The organism is Planococcus rifietoensis (genome assembly GCF_001465795.2).
In the GTDB taxonomy this organism is placed as follows: domain Bacteria; phylum Bacillota; class Bacilli; order Bacillales_A; family Planococcaceae; genus Planococcus; species Planococcus rifietoensis.
On record NZ_CP013659.2, the window covers coordinates 1,802,474 to 1,819,891 of the forward strand.

Annotated in this window: 14 protein-coding genes and 1 other annotated feature (1 of these 15 running past the window's edge); all 14 genes read right to left on the reverse strand. The window is 52.1% G+C overall.

All coding sequences use genetic code 11. The features are described 5' to 3' along the window. Positions 1–54: 54 nt before the first annotated feature. The 14 genes from AUC31_RS09015 to ileS all read right to left on the reverse strand — a co-directional run bounded on the left by AUC31_RS09015 (position 55) and on the right by ileS (position 17,366). Positions 55–1,389 (reverse strand): D-serine ammonia-lyase, encoded by a 1,335-nt coding sequence (locus AUC31_RS09015; protein WP_058383534.1) that lies wholly within the window; start codon positions 1,387–1,389, stop codon positions 55–57. 109 nt (positions 1,390–1,498) lie between these two features. Then, positions 1,499–2,128: an orotate phosphoribosyltransferase gene (gene pyrE / locus AUC31_RS09020; RefSeq protein ID WP_058383533.1), complete on the reverse strand. Its 630-nt coding sequence runs from the start codon at positions 2,126–2,128 to the stop codon at positions 1,499–1,501. Further along, positions 2,125–2,817 carry an orotidine-5'-phosphate decarboxylase gene (pyrF, locus tag AUC31_RS09025; protein ID WP_058383532.1) on the reverse strand — a complete coding sequence of 231 codons (693 nt, stop codon included), beginning with the start codon at positions 2,815–2,817 and terminating at the stop codon, positions 2,125–2,127. Before pyrF ends, pyrE begins: the two co-directional genes overlap by 4 nt. Then, entirely contained in the window at positions 2,814–3,728 is a 915-nt protein-coding gene (locus AUC31_RS09030; protein ID WP_058383531.1) for a dihydroorotate dehydrogenase, read from the reverse strand. Before AUC31_RS09030 ends, pyrF begins: the two co-directional genes overlap by 4 nt. Continuing rightward, positions 3,725–4,492 carry a dihydroorotate dehydrogenase electron transfer subunit gene (locus tag AUC31_RS09035; RefSeq protein ID WP_058383530.1) on the reverse strand — a complete coding sequence of 256 codons (768 nt, stop codon included), beginning with the start codon at positions 4,490–4,492 and terminating at the stop codon, positions 3,725–3,727. The genes AUC31_RS09030 and AUC31_RS09035 overlap by 4 nt, the downstream gene beginning before the upstream one ends. Next, entirely contained in the window at positions 4,489–7,677 is a 3,189-nt protein-coding gene (gene carB, locus AUC31_RS09040) for a carbamoyl-phosphate synthase large subunit (RefSeq protein ID WP_058383529.1), read from the reverse strand. The genes AUC31_RS09035 and carB overlap by 4 nt, the downstream gene beginning before the upstream one ends. Next, on the reverse strand, positions 7,670–8,764 hold the full coding sequence (locus AUC31_RS09045) for a carbamoyl phosphate synthase small subunit (protein WP_058383528.1): 1,095 nt from the start codon (positions 8,762–8,764) through the stop codon (positions 7,670–7,672). Before AUC31_RS09045 ends, carB begins: the two co-directional genes overlap by 8 nt. After that, positions 8,764–10,038, reverse strand: a complete 1,275-nt coding sequence (locus AUC31_RS09050) for a dihydroorotase (protein ID WP_058383527.1) — start codon at positions 10,036–10,038, stop codon at positions 8,764–8,766. Before AUC31_RS09050 ends, AUC31_RS09045 begins: the two co-directional genes overlap by 1 nt. 1 nt (position 10,039) lies before the next feature. Then, positions 10,040–10,909: an aspartate carbamoyltransferase catalytic subunit gene (locus AUC31_RS09055; RefSeq protein WP_058383817.1), complete on the reverse strand. Its 870-nt coding sequence runs from the start codon at positions 10,907–10,909 to the stop codon at positions 10,040–10,042. Positions 10,910–11,044: 135 nt separating this feature from the next. Next, a complete protein-coding gene (locus tag AUC31_RS09060) occupies positions 11,045–12,334 on the reverse strand; it encodes a solute carrier family 23 protein (RefSeq protein WP_058383526.1) in 1,290 nt (429 codons plus the stop codon). 30 nt (positions 12,335–12,364) lie between these two features. Further along, positions 12,365–12,904 (reverse strand): bifunctional pyr operon transcriptional regulator/uracil phosphoribosyltransferase PyrR, encoded by a 540-nt coding sequence (pyrR, locus tag AUC31_RS09065; protein WP_058383525.1) that lies wholly within the window; start codon positions 12,902–12,904, stop codon positions 12,365–12,367. A gap of 219 nt (positions 12,905–13,123) precedes the next feature. Next, positions 13,124–14,026 carry an RluA family pseudouridine synthase gene (locus AUC31_RS09070; protein ID WP_058383524.1) on the reverse strand — a complete coding sequence of 301 codons (903 nt, stop codon included), beginning with the start codon at positions 14,024–14,026 and terminating at the stop codon, positions 13,124–13,126. Beyond that, positions 14,026–14,499 carry a signal peptidase II gene (lspA, locus tag AUC31_RS09075; protein ID WP_174520022.1) on the reverse strand — a complete coding sequence of 158 codons (474 nt, stop codon included), beginning with the start codon at positions 14,497–14,499 and terminating at the stop codon, positions 14,026–14,028. Before lspA ends, AUC31_RS09070 begins: the two co-directional genes overlap by 1 nt. Before the next feature lie 104 nt (positions 14,500–14,603). Next, complete coding sequence (ileS, locus tag AUC31_RS09080; RefSeq protein WP_058383522.1) at positions 14,604–17,366, reverse strand: isoleucine--tRNA ligase; 2,763 nt, start codon at positions 17,364–17,366, stop codon at positions 14,604–14,606. 43 nt (positions 17,367–17,409) lie between these two features. Further along, positions 17,410–17,418, reverse strand: a binding site (T-box leader) (it continues 200 nt past the right edge of the window).

Sequence of the window (17,418 nt, forward strand, 5' to 3'; positions counted from 1 at the left end):
TCTTTTTCGTTTATCGTTCACTCTTCTATTCGTGGAATGAACTGAAAATCCTCCCTATCGTTTCAGTTTCTTTACCCCTCTTCCATAAAAGTCGTCCATCTCTTCCTCGGGCACGAGCGCTCCTCCTGTCAGCCAGACGATATGTGTCGCTTTTTCCGCATCCGTGTCATGTTCTTCAGCGTAGTTTGTCGCTGCCATCATAAATGGCCCGGCAAACCCAGCTGCTGCGGAAGGTTCGATTTTGATTTCTTCGCTATCTTTCAGCATGGCGAGCAGCGGGAATAACTCTTCGTCTTCGATAGTCACAATCCCTGAAATCAATTGCTCGGAACTCTCCGATGCAAAGCTCGATGCCCTGCCGACGGCGAGCCCGTCTGCTTCCGTCCTATTGTCGATGCCTATGTCCTGGACGCAGATGCCGCTCTTCAAGCCCGTCATGAGACCGAGCAAGACGGCAGGGGAATGCGTCGGTTCGATGAACACCGGATGGACGTGGTCGCCGAACAGATGGCGCAGCCCAAATGCGATGCCACCTGGCGCCCCGCCGACACCGCATGGCAAGTAGACGAATAGCGGATGCTCTTTGTCTACCGGAATATTCCTTTGTTCGAGTTGATGTTTCAAACGAAGTGCCGCCACGCTATAGCCGAGAAACAATTCGCGTGATTTCTCGTCATCGACAAAATAACCATTCGGCAAACGCAGCGTCTCTTCTCGTCCTGCCGTGACCGCTTCACTGAAGTCGCCGCTGAATTCGACAACGCGGACGCCTTTTTTCCGCAGCAGCTCTTTTTTCCACCCTTTGGCATCCGCTGACATATAGACGGAGACCTTGAAACCGAGTTCTGCGCTAATGATGCCGATGCTCAAGCCTAAATTCCCGGTCGAGCCGACGCCGACAGGATAGCTTCCAAAGAATTTTTTGGCTTGTTCCGTTGCAAACCATTCGTAAGAATCCTCATGCGTAATTAGCCCTTCCTTTAGCGCCAAGTTCTCTGCATAGCGCAGCACTTCAAAAAATCCGCCGCGTGCCTTCACCGATCCCGCCACAGGCAGTTCGTTGTCGCATTTAACGTATAATTTTCCCGGCAGCTGCTCTCCATAATACGCTTCCAGTTGATGCTGCATGTGTCCAGCTTGCCGCAATTCCGATTCGATGATCCCTCCTGTTTCAACTGTCTCGGGGAACACTTTCATTAAATACGGGGCAAAGCGCAGCCATAATTGCTCTGCCTCCTCCAAATCATGCATTGTCACCGGCAAGCCCTGTACTTGATCCATTTCTCTGCGCTTTGGGTTCAGCCAGACGATCGGCTTCAAGTCGAGCAAATCCGCCATCAGCGGATGCTCATCCGTCCATTTGTGGATTTCTTGTTTGGTAAGTCCCATGTCTACCGCCTCCTTATCGTTAGTGGTACCATACCCCTTTTTCGCTTTGTTTATTTCCTTAAGCAGATGAAAAAACCTTCACACATCCTGTCGATGTGCGAAGGTTTTCTTATGAAGTCAATGCGCCAGCTTTCAGTTTTTCGTGCCATTCGCTGAGCATCGGCAAATCCTCTGCCGCTATCGCTCCGCTTTCCCTGGCTTGTTCAACCAGTGCCGGGAAATCCGTCAAGGTGTGGAAAGTGAATCCCGCTTCCTCTATCGCTTGCTGTGCTTGAGGCAGCCCGTAAGTGAAGATCGCGGCAATTCCCGCCACTTCAAAGCCGGCATCTTGCAATGCTTGTGCCGCCTGCAGCACCGACCCTCCTTTGGAAATCAAGTCTTCGATGACGACGGCTTTTTGGCCTGGCTCGATTTTTCCTTCGATCAAATTCGATTGCCCATGGCCTTTCGGTTTCGAACGCACATAGACCATTGGCAGATCCAGGCGTTCAGCCACCCACGCCGCATGCGGAATGCCCGCCGTCGCGGTTCCTGCAATCACTTGCGCATCCGGATACTCGCGGCGGATTGTTTCCGCGAGCCCGTCAGCGATTGCATTACGGACTGTTGGATAAGACATCGTCAGCCGATTGTCGCAGTAAATCGGAGATTTGACGCCAGATGCCCAAGTAAAAGGATCGTTCGGGCGCAGCTCCACCGCGCCGATTGATAATAGCTGTTGTGCGATTTGTTTTTTCATGAACGACCGCTCCATTCTCCATTGATGTAATCATAGCTTTTTTGCGGGTTTTCCGAACGGGTGATGGCTCTCCCGACGACGATATGGGTCGAACCTTGTGCTTTTGCATCGCTTGGCGTCGCGATGCGCTTTTGGTCATGGCTTTCCGATGCAGCCGGGCGGATACCCGGCGTGACGCGCAGGAAATCGTCGCCACATGCCACGCCGATCGCTTTCGCTTCATGGACCGAACAGACGACACCGTCAAGCCCCGCCTGTTTCGCCAGTTTCGCGTAATGCACAACCGATTGTTCGAGGCTCGCCGAAATCAATTGCTCTTGTTGCATCTGTTCTTCGCTCGTCGAAGTTAATTGCGTCACTGCGATCAATTTTGTCCCACTTCCGGCAAGTCCTCGTTTTGCGGCTTCCATCATGGCAAGGCCGCCCGCTGCGTGAACATTGACCATATCGACGCCAAGTTCTGCGATGCGGCGCATGGCGGCTTCAACGGTATTCGGGATATCGTGCAATTTCAAATCCAGGAAAATATCATGGCCGTAGCGATTCAATGTATGAACGAGTTCCGGCCCCTCCTGGTAGAACAATTCCATTCCGACTTTTAGGAACAAGGGTTCCGTAAACTCCGAGAGAAATTCTTCCACATCGAGCTTCGAGGGGAAATCGAGTGCAATGATCGGTTTGCTGGTCATAGGCGATGGCTCCTTCCGATGAGTTCTTGAACGGATTCGTAGCCCAGTTCATGCAAGCGTTCCGGCAGCTTGTCGATGAGTTCAGGGCATACAAACGGATTGACAAAGTTCGCTGTGCCAACCGCGACAGCATTTGCTCCCGCTGAAAGAAAGTCGATGACGTCATCCACTTCCGTGACGCCGCCCATTCCGATGATGGGCAGCTTTGTATGGCGTCTCACTTCGTACACCATACGAAGTGCCACGGGTTTGATCGCCGGTCCTGACAAGCCGCCTGTAATATTGGCGATGACCGGGCGTCCCGTTTTTGGGTCAAGCCGCATGCCGAGCAGTGTATTGATCATCGTGATGCCATCCGCTCCGCCTTCTTCGACCGCTTTGGCGAGCTGGACGACATCGGTAACGTTCGGCGATAGTTTCACGTAAACCGGCACGTCCGAAACGTCTTTTACCATGCGTGTCAATTCTTTTGCGACGTTCGGGTCCGTCCCGAATGTGATGCCGCCCTGCTTGACATTTGGGCAGGAAATATTCAATTCCAGTGCGTGGACATTCGGTGCCTTGGAAATGGTTTTTGCCACTTCGACATAGTCCTCTGCGAGCGACCCGGCGACATTGGCGATGATCGGCACTTCGAATTGATCGAGCCAAGGCAATTCCTCGCCGAACACTTTTTCAAGCCCCGGGTTTTGCAGCCCGATGGCATTGAGCATGCCGGATGAAGTTTCCGCAACGCGCGGTGTCGGATTTCCGAGACGCATCTCGGCAGTTGTCGCTTTGATCATGATCGAGCCGAGTTTCGACAAATCATAGAGCTGGGCGTATTCTTTCCCGAATCCGAAACAGCCGGATGCCGGCATGATCGGGTTTTTCAAGTCGAGCCCAGGCAATTTCACGCGTAAATCCGTCATGAAATCACCACCCCTGCTGGAAATACAGGGCCATCGGAACATACTTTGATGTAATCCGTTTCGCTTCTAGTCGTCCGGCAGACGCACGCAAAGCATGCCCCGATGCCGCAGCCCATGCGCTGTTCATAAGACAAAAACCCCTTTTTCTCTGGGTACGCCCATTGCACCGCTTCGAGCATTGGCGTCGGCCCGCAGGAATAATAGGTATCAAAGTCATTCGGCAAGCCATTCAAAATATGGGTCACGAAACCTTCCGTCCCGTGCGAACCGTCGACTGTTGCAATATGCGTATCGCCGAGAGCGCGGAATTTATCTTCATAAAACACCGCTTCACTGCTTTCAAACCCAAGAATGTGGACAGTTTCCACACCTTTTGCATTCAGTTGCAATGCCAGTTCGTATAGCGGCGGCACACCGATCCCCCCGCCGATCAAATAGGCTTTCTTTCCAGCTTCGTCAACCGGGAAACCATGTCCGAGCGGCCCCAGGACATCGAGTGTGTCGCGTTCTGTCTTTTGGGACAATAAGCTCGTCCCGCGCCCTTCCGACCGGTAGATCATCGTGAAGCTCGATGCTTCCTTGTCGATTTTCGCCACTGAGATCGGCCGGCGCAATAGCGGTTCAAAGCTGTCTGCCACACGCACATGGACAAATTGCCCCGGTTCGTTCATTTCCTGTACCAAAGAACCTGCGACGGTCAGTTCAAAAATATTCTTTGCGATTTCAATTTGGGAGACGATCGCCATTTTTTCCTGTTTGATCATACACCTGCCCCCATTTCCTCTGCCTGGAATGTCATCGATTCGATGACTCTGAGCATCGCTTCCGCTGTATCGAGTGAAGTCAAGCACGGTACTCCGTTTTCAACCGATTCCCGGCGTATGCGGAATCCGTCACGTTCCGGCTGCTTGCCTTTTGTCAGCGTGTTGATGACGATTTGTGCATCGCCGTTTTGGATGACATCCAGCAAAGTACGGCCTTCCGCACCGATTTTTCCGACTTCAGCCACGGCAATGCCTGCAGATTCGAAAGCTTGCGCTGTACCGCCAGTTGCCATAATTTGGTATCCGATATCCCGGAAGCGTTTCGCCAGTCCAACTGCTTCTTCTTTATCCTTATCCGAGACAGTCAGAAGAACGGTGCCATGGTCTTTCACTTCCATGCCAGCCGCAGCTAGCCCTTTATAAAGTGCTTTTTCAAGCGTGACGTCTTTGCCCATCACTTCCCCGGTCGATTTCATTTCTGGCCCGAGCGTGATATCGACGCGGCGCAGTTTTGCGAATGAGAACACCGGCACTTTGACGTAGACGCCTTTTTTCAGCGGCGCTAGCCCCGTCGTATAGCCTTGTTCGATGATGCTTTGCCCCAATATCGCTTTCGTTGCGATGTTCGCCATCGGAATGCCGGTGATTTTGCTGAGGAACGGCACCGTCCGGCTTGAGCGCGGATTGACTTCGATGACGAACACTTCACCTTTTGAGATGACGTACTGGATGTTCAACAGGCCGACGATATTCAAACCTTTGGCAAGCCGTGTCGTGTAATCCGTCAAAGTCTCGATTTGCTGTTGCGAGATGTTTTGCGGCGGATAGACGGCAATCGAGTCACCGGAGTGCACCCCTGCCCGTTCAATATGTTCCATGATTCCAGGAATCAGGACATTCTCGCCGTCGCAGATCGCATCGACTTCAATTTCTTCGCCTGTCAAGTAACGGTCGACTAACACCGGATGCTCAGGGCTTGCTTCGACTGCGTGTTCCATGTAGTGAATCAAGTCGCTTTCGTTGTAGACGATTTCCATTGCACGGCCGCCGAGTACGTAAGACGGGCGGACCAGTACCGGGTAGCCGATGTCCGAAGCGATGACCACCGCTTCTTCTGTCGACACGGCCGTTTTGCCGAGTGGTTGCGGGATGCCGATTTCATGGAGCGCCGCTTCGAATTTATTGCGGTTTTCCGCTCTGTCGATGTCTTCAAGCGTAGTGCCGAGAATCTTCACGCCATTTTTCTCGAGCTTGTCGGCCAAGTTAATTGCCGTCTGCCCACCGAACTGGACGACGACGCCTTTCGGTTGTTCGAGGTCGATGATGTGCATGACATCTTCAATTGTCAGCGGTTCAAAGTAGAGCTTGTCGGAAATAGAGAAATCGGTCGACACCGTCTCCGGGTTATTGTTGATGATGATTGCTTCGTAGCCGGCTTCTTTGATCGCCCAGACGGAATGGACCGTTGCGTAATCGAATTCGACGCCCTGGCCGATGCGGATGGGGCCTGATCCGAGCACGATGACGCTTTCTTTGTCGGTGCGGATCGATTCGTTTTCGTCTTCGTAGCTGGCGTAGAAATAAGGCGTTTCCGATTCGAATTCCGCAGCGCATGTGTCGACCATTTTATAGACCGGCATCAAGCCTTGTGCTTTGCGCCACTCGTATACTTTTGCTTCTTCCGATGACCATAGCTTGGCAATCGTTCTATCTGCAAAGCCCATGCGTTTGGCTTTTCTCGTTGTCTCATAATCAAACGGATTTTGCTGCAAGACTTCTTCAAAGCGGACGATTTTGTCGAACTTCTCCAGGAAGAACAAATCGATTTGGCTCCAGTCGTGAATCGTTTCGATCGTCACACCGCGGCGGAGCGCTTCGCCGATAAAGAACAGCCGCTCGTCGCCGGCTTTGCGGATGCGTTTTTCGATCCATTCGTCGCTCATCGTGTCGCCGTTTTTCAGCTCCAGATGGAATTGACCGGTTTCAAGCGAACGGACCGCTTTCAGCATCGATTCCTCAAACGTCCGGCCCATCGCCATGACTTCGCCGGTTGCTTTCATTTGCGTGCCGAGGTTGCGTTTTGCCGATTCGAATTTATCGAACGGCCAGCGCGGGATTTTCGATACGACATAGTCGAGTGCCGGTTCGAAAGCGGCGTAAGTACGCCCTGTTACCGGGTTCATCATTTCGCCAAGCGTCAAGCCGACTGCGATTTTCGCCGCCAGTTTGGCGATCGGGTAGCCAGTCGCTTTGGATGCCAACGCCGACGAACGGCTGACGCGCGGGTTTACTTCGATGATGTAATAATCGAAGCTGTTCGGGTCGAGCGCGAGCTGGACGTTGCAGCCCCCCTCAATTTTCAAGGCGCGGATGATTTTCAATGACACGTTGCGGAGCATTTGGTATTCACGATCCGACAAGGTTTGGCTCGGTGCGACGACGATTGAGTCACCGGTATGGATGCCGACCGGATCGATGTTTTCCATATTACAGACGACGATGGCGGTATCTTCCGCATCGCGCATCACTTCGTATTCGATTTCTTTGAAACCGGCAATCGATTTTTCCAGCAAGCATTGTGTCACTGGGCTGTATTTCAAACCGCTCGCCACGATTTCATGCAGTTGTTCGTCGTTATGGCAGATGCCGCCGCCCGTTCCGCCAAGTGTAAAGGCTGGTCGGACGATAACCGGATAGCCGATTCTCTCCACAAAACGTTTCGCTTCTTCCATATTGTGGATGATATCAGAATCCGGTACCGGTTCCCCGAGTTCGTTCATCAAAGTGCGGAACAAATCGCGGTCTTCCGCTTTATGGATCGCTTCCAGCTTGGTTCCTAAGATTTCAATATCCAGTTCATCCAAAATTCCAGATTCGTCCAGTTCGATGGCCATGTTGAGCCCTGTCTGCCCGCCGAGAGTCGCAAGCAGTGCATCCGGCCGCTCTTTTCTAAGGATCCGGCTGACGAATTCCAAAGTGATCGGTTCGATATACACTTTATCGGCGATTTCGGTATCGGTCATGATTGTCGCCGGGTTGGAGTTGATCAAAATGACGCGGTAGCCTTCTTCTTTCAAGGCGAGGCAAGCTTGTGTGCCCGCATAGTCAAATTCTGCAGCTTGGCCGATGACGATCGGGCCTGAACCAATTACGAGGATGCTTTTGATATCTTGTCTTTTAGGCATGTTGTTGCTCCTTCCGCTGTGCGTTCATCATTTCCAAAAATCGGTCGAATAGATAATTTGAGTCTTCCGGTCCCGGTGAGGATTCCGGATGGTACTGGACGGTAAAGGCTGGGTAATCAAGGTGCGCGAGTCCTTCGTTCGTTCCGTCATTGAGTGCACTATGTGTCACTTTTAGGCGCGTGCCTTGCAAGGTTTCTTCATCGACTGCGTAGCCGTGGTTTTGTGATGTGATTTCGATTTTGCCGGTGACCAAATCGCGCACCGGGTGGTTGCCGCCGCGGTGGCCGAACTTCAGCTTGAACGTCTCAGCACCGCACGCTCTTGCGAATAATTGATGTCCGAGGCAAATCCCGAAAATCGGCACTTCGCCGAGTAGTTCGCCGACGACTTCCACACATTCGGGAACGTTTTTCGGGTCTCCTGGGCCGTTTGACAGCATGACGCCGTCTGGGCCCCAGGCGAGAATTTCCTGCGCGCTCGTATTATGTGGCACAACGATGACGTCGCATTTGCGTTTGTTCAGCTCGCGCAAAATCCCGTGCTTCATGCCGTAATCGATCAATACGACGCGCTTGCCGCGTCCCGGGCTTGGATAAGGGCGTGTAATCGATACTTGCGCCACTTGATCAGTCGGCAAAGGGGTTTCTTTCAGCTTCTCGACCACTTGTTCCACATCCGGCTCTTCCCCAGCAGCTGTCAAGATGCCTTTGATCGATCCGTTGACGCGGATCAATCGTGTCAGCTTTCGCGTATCGATTCCCGCGATGCCCGGGATGCCTTTTTTCTCAAGCAATTCGCTCAAGCTCATGGTGCTTCTGAAATTCGACGGAAAATCAGCAGCTTCCCGGACGACCATGCCTTTGACGGCTGGGTCGATCGATTCGAAGTCATCGCTGTTGATGCCGTAATTGCCTTGCAGCGGGTACGTCATCGTGACAATCTGCCCGCAATAGGATGGATCGGAGAGGATTTCCTGATAGCCGGTCATGCTCGTGTTGAACACCACTTCCCCAAATGATGCCGTTTGTGCGCCGAATGCTTCCCCTGCGAATACTGTGCCGTCTTCTAAGATCAAATAACGTTTCATCAGTTTTCCTCCTGCCATGCGATGTCACCGCCGAAAATGGTCATTACTGGCCAGCCGGTGCAAGTTTGTCCGCCAAATGGTGTATTCGTTCCTTTGGAAAGAAAATCTTCCGTGCGGATTTCCTGCTGTTTGTCCAAGTCGAGCAGCACCAAGTCGGCCGCTTGCCCTGCTTCAATCGTCCCGTAAGGAAGGCCGAACACATCCGCAGGTTTTTTCGTCAGCCAGCCGATCAATTGCTGGAGTGTCCATTTGCCGCTTTGGACAAATTCCGTATACAGGAGCGGGAACGCCGTTTCGAATCCGACGATGCCAAACGGCGCTTTTTCCATGCCGTTCGCTTTTTCTTCCGCAGCATGCGGGGCGTGGTCCGTCGCAATGAAATCGAGCGTGCCGTCGAGCAGTCCTTCGTGAAGCGCTTCGTAATCTTCTTTCGCGCGAAGCGGCGGGTTCATTTTGTAGTTCGCATCGTCGCCTGGGATGTCCTCTTCCGTTAGCAAGAGATGATGAGGCGTTACTTCCGCCGTGACGCGGACACCTGCTTTTTTCGCATCACGGATGACACGCACCGACTCTTTCGTGCTGACGTGGCAGACATGGTAATGGGCGCCTGCCGCTTCAGCGAGCAGGATGTCGCGCGCGATATGGACTGATTCCGCAACAGACGGGATTCCAGGCAAGCCCAGCTCTCGGCTTCGCTTGCCGTCATGCATGACGCCGCCGTAGATCAGGCTATTGTCTTCGCAATGGGCGACGACAGCCATGTCGAGCGCTGCGGCCTCTTTCATCGTCTCGAGCATCATCGCTGCTTCCTGGATGCCAACGCCGTCGTCCGTGAACGCAAAGGCGCCGTGTTCTTTCAGTTCTTTCAAATTGGTCCGTTCTTTGCCCGCTTCGCGGATCGTGATGGATGCATACGGCAAAACCCGGATGAGCGCATTTTTTTCGATCAAGCCGTTGACGTGATCGAGATTTTCTTTCGTGTCGGGTACCGGCCGTGTATTCGGCATGGCGCAGATGGTCGTATAGCCGCCGCGTGCTGCTGATTTCGTGCCGCTTTCGATGGTTTCCTTTTTCTCTCCCCCCGGTTCACGCAGATGGACATGGACGTCCACAAATCCTGGTGCAATCATTCGGCCTTTGCCGTCGATTTCCGTTTCTCCCTGCCCGTTCAACTGTGCGCCGATCTCCTCGATGCGGCCATCCTTGACGCGGATGTTCGTTTCCTCCAATTGTTCCCCGTTCAACATCTTTACGTTCTTAATGAATAATCCCATTTTATTCTCTCCCTTTCATTGCATATTCGAGTACGGCCATCCGGACGAAGACGCCGTTTTCCATTTGTTTGAAGATTCTTGAACGCTGGCATTCGACGAGCGAATCCGCGATCTCCACTCCCCGGTTGATTGGTGCCGGATGCATGATGATGGCGTCTTTTTTCATTTTGCGCTCGCGTGCTTCTGTCAACCCGAACTCAATATGGTAGCGTTCTTTGGAAAATAATGCGGAGACGGCGTGGCGTTCATGCTGCACGCGGAGCATCATGACGACATCCGTTTCCCCGATCAAGGCATCCAAATCATCGGTCGTATCGTAGTCGCCGCTCCACTCTTCCGGACACACGAAGCTTACTTTCGCGCCCAGCTGCTTGAGTGCGGCGGCATTCGATTTGGCGACACGGCTATGGGCGATATCCCCGACAATCGTCACGTGGATGCCGTCGATGCGGCCGAACTCCTGATGGATCGTGTACAGATCGAGCAGCGATTGCGTCGGGTGCTGGCCCGAGCCATCGCCGCCGTTGATGACCGCTACCTTGCAGCCTGCTAGCTGCTGGTAATATTCTTCTTCCTCGTGGCGGATGATGACCGCCTTGACGCCGATCGCTTCCATCGTTTTCACCGTGTCGTAGAGCGTTTCGCCTTTTAGGATGCTGGAAAAGGCCGTTTCGAATGGCAGGACGGATAGTCCAAGACGATGTTCAGCCATCTCGAAGCTCATCTTCGTCCGTGTGCTCGGTTCGAAAAATAAATTGACGACCGCCCCGTCGAGAGACGCTTTTTCACCTTTTTCGAATTGTTCGGCTCGCTTCAGCAAATTCATGATTTTGTCATTTTCAAGATTGTTCATCGTTAACAGATTCGGCAATTTGCTCACGCCCTTTCGTTGACTGTACAAAAAAACACCTTCCCAGGGGCAGGAAGGTGTAAGGAAATAAGGGTAGACTGCACCCCTATCCATAACCCTTTCCATGCCTCTCTGGACATTCCTTAAAAGGTAAGTTTATTCAGTTCCATCATCCACTTCCTGTTTGTTGAGCCCAGGCAGGATTAAGTTCAAGATTACGCCGACGATGGCGGCTAGCGCCATTCCTTCGATCGCGAACGATTCACTGAACTCGAGTTTCGCGCCGCCGATCCCGATGACCAGGATGACCGACGAGATGACCAAGTTGCGGTTATTGCCGAAGTCGATGCCGTTATCGACCAGCATCCGTAGTCCGGACGAAGCGATGATGCCGAACAGCAGGATCGAGATGCCCCCGAGCACTGCTGTCGGGATGGTATCGATGACCGCCATCAGTTTTCCGAAGAACGAGAACAGGATGGCGAAGACCGCAGCACCCAGAATGACATAGACGCTGAACACTTTCGTGATGGCAAGTACGCCGATGTTCTCGCCGTAAGTCGTTTTTGGCGGCCCCCCGACAAGCGAGGAGATAAACGTCCCGATGCCGTCGCCCAAAATCGAGCGATGAAGGCCCGGGTCTTTTATGTAGTTGCGGTCGACGATCTTGCCGAGCACCAATTGATGCCCGATATGCTCAGAGATCGTGACGATCGCGATTGGTACCATGACGAACAGCAATGTCGGCGTCACTTGGAAAGAATAATCGATTCCCGGCACGAGGAATTCCGGTACTTGGAACCAGTTCGCAGCAGCCACTGGGCTAAAGTCGATGATGCCGATGAGTGCCGAGTAAGCGTAACCCGCGATGATGCCAATCAGGATCGGCATGAGCGAGATGATGTTCTTGAAGTAAATATTGCAGATGATGGCCGTGGCGAGCGTTACGAGTGCTGCTGAGAAATGCAGCAGGCTGTATTCAGAGCCGCCATCTGCCGTTGGGATGTTCATGGCCATGTCGACCGCTGTGCCGGACAGTGCCAGCCCGATGACGATGATGACCGGGCCGACGACAATCGGCGGCAGCAATTTCATGAGCCATTTATAGCCAGTCTTCCAGATGATCAGCGAGACGATCGCATAGACGAGCGAGACGAACATCGCGCCGATCATCGCTGACCCGATGCCGCCTGTTTCCGTCGCGATCTGTATCGGGACAATAAAGGCGAATGAAGACCCGAGGTAAGCCGGCACTTTGAATTGTGTGATGAGGACGAAAATGATCGTGGCGATGCCGCTCGTCAATAGCGCGATCGCGGGGCTCAAGCCAACTAGCTGCGGCACCAGGATCGTTGCGCCGAACATGGCGAACATGTGCTGCAAGCTAAGGGAAATCCATTGCCCCGTTTTTGGTTTATCGTGTATGTCTAGAATGGCATTGCTCAAGCTGTTTCTCCCCTGTCTCTGTAATGATTCTTAGTCGTTGATGGTGACGCGGTCGGTGCTGTCGCTTTCTGTCATTTCGACCACAATCCGTTCTTCGCTCGATGTCGGAATGTTTTTTCCGACATAATCGGAACGGATCGGCAACTCCCGGTGTCCCCGGTCGATCAATACGGCGAGCTGTATCTGTGCCGGTCGGCCGAGGTCCATGACCGCGTCCATTGCTGCGCGGACAGTGCGGCCCGTGTAGAGTACGTCGTCGACCAGGATGACTTTCTGGTCTTTGATGCTATGCTCGATATCGACTTGCTGGACAAGCGGTTCCTGGCCCGGGTTTTTCTGGCTTAAATCATCCCGGTAAAGCGTGATGTCCAGTTCGCCTGTCAGAATGGGCTTGCCTTCGATTTGTTCGATTTTCTCCGCCAAACGCTTGGCGATGAATGCGCCCCTTGTCTTGATGCCGACTAAGATGCATCCGTCGATTCCTTTATTGCGCTCGATGATTTCGTGGGCGATGCGTGTAATCGCGCGCCCGATTGCCTTGTCATCGAGGATGACCGCTTTCTCTGCCATGTGTTCCACTCCTTTATGATTACATCGAAATTTCTGCATGAAAAAAACCCTCCGCCGAAGAGGCGAAGGGTGCATAAGCGCAGAAAAAAACCTTCCAGAAGACACACTTCCGGCTTTGCGAATATCCCTTTTCAGCCTCTCTGGACTGTTCTTAAAGGTGATGCGTATTCAGTTGACTGGTCTAAGTATAAAGAACAGCCATTTCATTTGTCAACCCCCTTAGCGGAGAGTCTCAAGAAGTTCTTCGAATTCTGCTGGCAGTGGAGCTGAGAATTCCAGGTATTCTTTCGTTCGCGGATGGATAAAGCCGATGACGCCAGCATGCAAGGCCTGACCGCCGATATCCATCGTTTTTCTCGGTCCGTATTTCGGGTCTCCGACAAGCGGGAAGCCGATATAGCGCATATGGACACGGATTTGATGCGTGCGTCCCGTTTCAAGCCGACATTCCACTAATGTGAAATCGCCGAAACGCTCAAGAACGGTGAAATGAGTCACCGCATGCTTGCCTTTATCGACAACAGCCATCTTCTGGCGCTCTTTCGGATCTCTAGCGATTGGGGCATCAATGGTGCCTTTGTCGTGGGCGATATGCCCGTGGACAAGTGCGATGTATTTGCGCGTCACCGATTTTTCGACCAATTGATCCACTAAAGATGCATGGGCGAGATCGTTTTTCGCGACCATCAACAAGCCAGACGTATCTTTATCGATGCGGTGGACGATTCCCGGGCGCACGATGCCATTGATGCCCGATAAGTCAGTGCAATGATACATGAGGCCGTTGACGAGCGTCCCACTCGCATGTCCTGGCGCCGGATGGACGACCATGCCTTTCGGTTTGTTAACGACGAGCACGTCTTCATCTTCATAGACGATATCGAGGTTCAAGTTTTCCGGTTCTGCATCCAATTCTTCCAATAGCGGCGGCGTGATGAGGATCTCATCTTCCAAACGCACTTTGTAATTCGGCTTCACCGTTTCACCATTTACTTTGATATGGCCATCTTTGACCCAATTGCTGATCTGCGAACGTGACCATTCCTCATCGATGGCAGAGATCACTTTGTCGATCCGCTCGCCTTTTTGTTCTTCTGTAATGTTTATCATCAGTTCTTCCATTAAGACACCTTTTTCTTTTGTTGTTTTTCATCCATGATCACGTAAATGACCATTAAGACGACACCAATGGTCAATGCAGCATCCGCTACATTGAAGATCGGAAAATCATAATTGATTACTGGAATCAGCACATCGACAAAATCGACGACTTCACCGCGGTACATCCGGTCGATGAAATTACCGATTGCGCCTCCTAGTAGCACCATCAGCGCCAATTGAAACAGCGGCTGCCCTCCGGCATGCTTATGGAAATAATACAGAATCGCCACGATCACTACAATAGTGATGATGGCAAACAGCCACATCTGCCCTTCTAGCATCCCCCAAGCCGCGCCGCGATTGCGGTGGGAAAGCCATCCCAGATACGGTTCGAGCACAGGAATCCGTTCCCCGAGCTCCATATTTTTGACGACCAGCCATTTGGTCCATTGATCCAATGCAATAATAAGTAGAGCAATCCCATAATAAATCACTTGTATTTCCTCCGTCATTCATCAGTCTATTCATTTTAACACAGAGCGGGCGAAAAAAGAAAAAAGTCCGAAAACCGGATAACCGGCTTTCGGACCGTTCAAACTTAAGCGTATTCGATTTCAACGACTTCCGCACAACGCGGGCAAAGCTCAGGATGTGCTTCCGATTCGCCGACATGCTTGGAAATCGTCCAGCAGCGGCCGCATTTCTCGCCTTGCGCTTTTTCGACGACGACTGACACTTCATCAAGTGACAATGCGTTTTCAGGCGCTTGCTCTCTCGCTCCGCCGAATTCATATTCGGACACGATAAACAATTGCGCCAGATTCGAATCGATCGCTGGCAACAAGTTCGCCAGTTCTTCACTGGCAAAGACCGTCACTTTCGCTTCAAGCGATTTTCCGATCGTTTTCGCCGCACGCGCTTCTTCCAAAGCTTTCAGGACATCGTCTCGGACGTCCATGAAACGGCTCCATTTCGCTTCCAGATCCTTGAATTCAGAACGCTCCACTGCTTCTGGGAAGTCCGTCAACTGGACGCTTTCTTCAGAAGCGGATTCCAGATACGACCACATTTCATCCGCCGTATGCGGGATGATCGGCGAAGCAAGCTTCACAAGCGCCATCAAGCTATCGTACATGACCGTCTGCATCGCACGGCGATGTGGATGGTCGGCACGTTCGATATAGACGACATCTTTTGCGACATCCAGGTAGAACGAGCTGAGATCATTCGCGCAATAGCTGTTCAATGCCAAATAGACAGAGGCGAATTCATAGTTTTTATAGCCTTTTGTGGCTGTTTCGATTAGTTTATTCAATTTCATAGCCATGTACTGATCCATTTCACGCATGTCTTCAAACGGCACGCGATCTTTTGTCTCATCAAAATCAGCCAAGTTGCCGTGAAGGAATTTCAGCGTGTTGCGGATCTTGCGGTACACTTCCGACACTTGCTTGAAGTTGTCATCCGATACGCGCACATCTGCCGTATAGTCAACAGAAGAAACCCATAGGCGCAGGATGTCCGCACCCATTTGGTTCATGACTTTTGCCGGCACGATGGTATTGCCAAGCGATTTACTCATTTTGCGGCCGTTGCCGTCCAATGTAAAGCCGTGGCTCAAGACGCCTTTATACGGAGCGATGCCGTTGATGGCGACGCTCGTCGTAAGCGATGAGTTGAACCAGCCGCGGTATTGGTCAGAGCCTTCGAGATAAAGGTCAGCCGGGTATTGAAGGTCTTCACGCTCATCGAGCACTGCCTGATGGGACGAACCGGAATCGAACCAAACGTCCATGATATCCATTTCTTTCGTAAAGATGCCATTCGGGCTGCTCGGGTGCGTAAAGCCTTCCGGCAATAATTCCGCTGCCGTGCGCTCGAACCAGATGTTCGATCCGTGCTCGCGGAATAGCTCAGCGATATGCGCAATCGTTTCTTCTGTGATGACCGGATCGCCGTTTTCCGCATAAAATACCGGAATCGGGACGCCCCATACGCGCTGGCGGGAAATGTTCCAGTCGCCGCGGTCGCGCAGCATATTGTAAAGGCGGGTTTCGCCCCAAGCCGGCGTGAACGATGTCTCATCGATCGCTTTTAAGATCTGGTCGCGGAACGCATCGATCGATACAAACCATTGCGCAGTCGCACGGTAGATGACCGGTTTTTTCGTACGCCAGTCATGTGGATAGGAGTGGGTGATGAATGACAAGGCTTCTAGTGCGCCTGCTTCATCTAATGCTTCAGTGATCGATTTATTCGCTTTGTCGTAGAACTCGCCCGCAAATCCTGGCGCTTCCTCTGTCATGACGCCGCGCTCATCAACTGGGCAAAGAACGTCCAATCCGTATTTCTTACCGATCAAGAAGTCATCTTCCCCGTGTCCAGGTGCGGTATGGACACAACCTGTACCGGAATCGGTCGTAACATGGTCGCCAAGCATGACGAGTGACGTACGGTCATACAATGGGTGTTTCGCTTGGATATGCTCCAGTTCCTGGCCTTTCACTGTGCGGACTACTTCATAATCCATCCATTCCAGCTCTTTCGCCACTTCTTCGAGCAAATCTTTCGCGACGACGAATTTCGAACCGCCGTGAGCGACTTCCACGTAATCCAGATCCGCATGTACAGAAATCCCGAGGTTGGCAGGGATCGTCCAAGGCGTCGTCGTCCAGATGACCAGCTTGACGCCTTCATCCAAAACGCCTTTTCCGTCTGTAACCGGGAAGGATACATAGATGGATGGTGATTTTTTATCGTGATACTCGATCTCTGCTTCAGCAAGAGACGATTCACTGGACGGGGACCAATAAACCGGCTTCAAGCCTTTATAGATATAGCCTTTATTGGCCATTTTGCCGAACACTTCGATTTGGCGCGCTTCGTAAGAAGGTTTCAACGTGACGTATGGGTTTTCCCAATCGCCTCGTACGCCAATCCGTTTAAATTGTGAGCGCTGGCTGTCGATTTGTTCGTACGCATACTCTTCACAAAGCTTGCGGAATTCCGCCAAAGACAATTCTTTGCGGTTGACGCCTTTATTGGTCAATGCTTGCTCGATCGGCAAACCGTGCGTATCCCAGCCTGGGACGTACGGGGCGTGGAAGCCCATCATGCTGCGCGAACGGACAATCATATCCTTTAAGACCTTGTTTAAAGCATGTCCCATGTGAAGGTCGCCGTTTGCGTATGGCGGACCATCATGAAGCACGAAGAACGGACGGCCTTTTGTCCGGTCCTGGACTTTTTTATAGATGTCCATTTCTTCCCATTTCTTTTGCATTTCAGGTTCCCGGTTCGGCAAATTGCCGCGCATCGGAAACTCGGTTTTCGGCATCAATAATGTATCTTTATAATCCATTTTCCATTCCTCCTGTAAGCATAATAAAAAGCCCCCATCCCTGGAAAGGGAC

Bases quoted from the DNA above. Each gene is read 5' to 3' on its own strand.
- pyrF (WP_058383532.1), bottom strand. From the start codon at position 2,817: ATGACCAGCAAACCGATCATTGCACTCGATTTCCCCTCGAAGCTCGAT.
- AUC31_RS09045 (WP_058383528.1), bottom strand. From the start codon at position 8,764: ATGAAACGTTATTTGATCTTAGAAGACGGCACAGTATTCGCAGGGGAA.
- AUC31_RS09050 (WP_058383527.1), bottom strand. From the start codon at position 10,038: ATGGGATTATTCATTAAGAACGTAAAGATGTTGAACGGGGAACAATTG.
- AUC31_RS09015 (WP_058383534.1), bottom strand. From the start codon at position 1,389: ATGGGACTTACCAAACAAGAAATCCACAAATGGACGGATGAGCATCCG.
- pyrR (WP_058383525.1), bottom strand. From the start codon at position 12,904: ATGGCAGAGAAAGCGGTCATCCTCGATGACAAGGCAATCGGGCGCGCG.
- AUC31_RS09030 (WP_058383531.1), bottom strand. From the start codon at position 3,728: ATGACGGATTTACGCGTGAAATTGCCTGGGCTCGACTTGAAAAACCCG.
- pyrE (WP_058383533.1), bottom strand. From the start codon at position 2,128: ATGAAAAAACAAATCGCACAACAGCTATTATCAATCGGCGCGGTGGAG.
- ileS (WP_058383522.1), bottom strand. From the start codon at position 17,366: ATGGATTATAAAGATACATTATTGATGCCGAAAACCGAGTTTCCGATG.
- AUC31_RS09035 (WP_058383530.1), bottom strand. From the start codon at position 4,492: ATGATCAAACAGGAAAAAATGGCGATCGTCTCCCAAATTGAAATCGCA.
- carB (WP_058383529.1), bottom strand. From the start codon at position 7,677: ATGCCTAAAAGACAAGATATCAAAAGCATCCTCGTAATTGGTTCAGGC.
- AUC31_RS09070 (WP_058383524.1), bottom strand. From the start codon at position 14,026: ATGGAAGAACTGATGATAAACATTACAGAAGAACAAAAAGGCGAGCGG.